Consider the following 2,133-nt stretch of genomic DNA (forward strand, 5'->3'; position numbering starts at 1 on the left):
GGTTGAGGGGGCGTGAGCCGCATGGATGCGGCGACCGAGCTTACAGGGACGTACTTGCAGCGTCCCCCTCAACCGGACCCACCCCGCCAACCCACAGGAAACCAGCTTTTGACGTTGCTTCGGCCTCTGCGGGTGCCGGGCGCAGCCCGGCCGAACTACAATCCCGCTCATGCTGAAATTCTCGAATGAACCTCGCCAGGGGCGCCTGTGAGCGGCCGCGGTGGCAACGAAGGCCAGGTGCGCATCATCGGTGGGCGCTGGCGCAATACCCGACTGCCGGTTCCGACCCTGCCGGGCCTGCGGCCCAGCAGCGACCGCGTGCGTGAGACCCTGTTCAACTGGTTGATGCCCAAGCTGGGCGGGGCGCGCGTGCTGGACCTGTTCGCCGGCAGCGGCGCGCTGGGGCTGGAGGCGGTCTCGCGGGGGGGCGCGCATGCCACCCTGGTCGAGCGCGACCCGCAGCTGGCGCGCAACCTGTCGGCGGCCGTGGCCAGACTGCAGGCGGGTGACGTCGTGACGGTCGCCCAGGCCGATGCGCTGCGCTGGCTGCAGGCCGCGCCGGCACAGCAGGCGGATCTGGTGTTCATCGACCCGCCGTTCGCCGATGGCCTGTGGCAGGACGTGCTGGCCCAGCTGCCGCGGCACCTGGCCGCCGACGCCTGGCTGTACCTGGAATCGCCGGCCAGCCACGTGCCGGTGCTGCCCCCGGAATGGCTGCTGCACCGCGATGGCGGCACCCGCGAGGTGCGCTTTGCCCTGTACCGCCGCGCCGCTGCTACACTTTGACCTCATCTGAACATCTGCTACCGCCCATGACCGTGGCCAACCGCCGCATCGCCGTCTATCCCGGCACGTTCGACCCCATCACCAATGGTCATATCGACCTGGTGAGCCGGGCCGCGCCGCTGTTTGAAAAGGTCGTGGTGGGCGTGGCGCAGAGCCCCTCGAAGGGACCGGCCCTGCCGCTGGAACAGCGCGTGCAGCTGGCGCGTGGCGCCCTGGGCCACCACAGCAACGTCGAGGTCATCGGCTTCGATACGCTGCTGGCCCATTTTGTGYGTTCGGTGCAGGGCGGTGTGCTGCTGCGCGGGCTGCGCGCGGTGTCCGACTTCGAGTACGAATTCCAGATGGCGAGCATGAACCGCCACCTGATTCCGGAGGTCGAGACCCTGTTCCTCACCCCCGCCGAGCAGCACAGCTTCATCTCGTCCTCGCTGGTCCGCGAGATCGCACGCCTGGGTGGCGATGTGTCCGGCTTCGTGCCGGCCGCCGTGCTCGAGGCGCTGCGCAAGGTCCGCGAAGCGAAGTCGGCCCAGTCGTAAGCCCTGGCCAGCAGTAGATCCTGTAGCACCACGCATTCCATTACGCACACCAACACGCAACATTCCGGGAGGAAACCCATGAACAACACCATGCGCGCGATGCTGATCGCTTCGTTTGCCCTGGCTTTCACCGCCTGCAAGAAGGAAGAAGCCGCTCCGGTCGACGAAGCCAAGCAGGCGCTGGTCGCGCCGGCCAAGGAAGACGACGCAGGCTGGAAGAAGTACCTGCAGGAAGTGGCCATCCAGAACATGGGCAACATCACCAACAGCCCGTTCCTGTACTACCTGTCGCCGGAATCGGATCCGGACTTCCAGGCCAAGTACGAGCGCCAGACCGAAAGCGCGACCCAGGCCGTGGCCCGTGGCGTGCAGCCGGGCAACATGCTGGCCTTCGGTTCGTCGGCCTCGGGCAAGATGGCTGACATGATCCAGACCGTGTTCAAGGATGTCTCGCCGGATTCGATGAAGGGCGTGCGCGTCGTCTTCATCGGCCAGTCCGCCGACAACGCCCGCGTGCAGGCCGTGGTCCAGCCGACCGGTGCCGAGTACATTTTCGTCGAAGCCAAGTAAGACCGAGCCGAGGCGGTCGTGCTTCGRCACGGCCCGGGCGGCGCCCTGCGATGGGCGCCGCTGATGACCTGACCGGCCCGCGCGCCCGCGCAGGCCGGTCCTTGTCCCAAGGCGCGGGCGTGGAGTATCGCCATGTCGCTGAAAATCAATGAGCTCTGCGTCAACTGCGACGTATGCGAGCCGGCCTGCCCGAACCAGGCCATCACGATGGGTGAAACCATCTACGTGATCGACCCCGCCC

General features: G+C 67.2%; 4 protein-coding genes. All 4 read left to right on the forward strand.

Features of this window, described 5'->3' with window-relative positions; genetic code table 11:
• The first annotated feature begins 207 nt into the window (after positions 1 to 207).
• Complete coding sequence (gene rsmD, locus AC1VAN_RS19690) at positions 208 to 786, forward strand: 16S rRNA (guanine(966)-N(2))-methyltransferase RsmD (protein WP_032977851.1); 579 nt, start codon at positions 208 to 210, stop codon at positions 784 to 786.
• Between the two features lie 26 nt (positions 787 to 812).
• Positions 813 to 1,322 (forward strand): pantetheine-phosphate adenylyltransferase, encoded by a 510-nt coding sequence (gene coaD / locus AC1VAN_RS19695; RefSeq protein ID WP_480986524.1) that lies wholly within the window; start codon positions 813 to 815, stop codon positions 1,320 to 1,322.
• A gap of 78 nt (positions 1,323 to 1,400) precedes the next feature.
• Positions 1,401 to 1,892: a hypothetical protein gene (locus AC1VAN_RS19700; RefSeq protein WP_025878827.1), complete on the forward strand. Its 492-nt coding sequence runs from the start codon at positions 1,401 to 1,403 to the stop codon at positions 1,890 to 1,892.
• A 132-nt stretch (positions 1,893 to 2,024) separates the two neighbouring features.
• Positions 2,025 to 2,133: 4Fe-4S binding protein (locus tag AC1VAN_RS19705; protein WP_480986525.1), on the forward strand; the 109-nt coding region annotated here is incomplete at its 3' end.

This window comes from Stenotrophomonas sp. 05L44_2, from assembly GCF_056665995.1.

Bases quoted from the DNA above. Each gene is read 5' to 3' on its own strand.
- AC1VAN_RS19700 (WP_025878827.1), top strand. From the start codon at position 1,401: ATGAACAACACCATGCGCGCGATGCTGATCGCTTCGTTTGCCCTGGCT.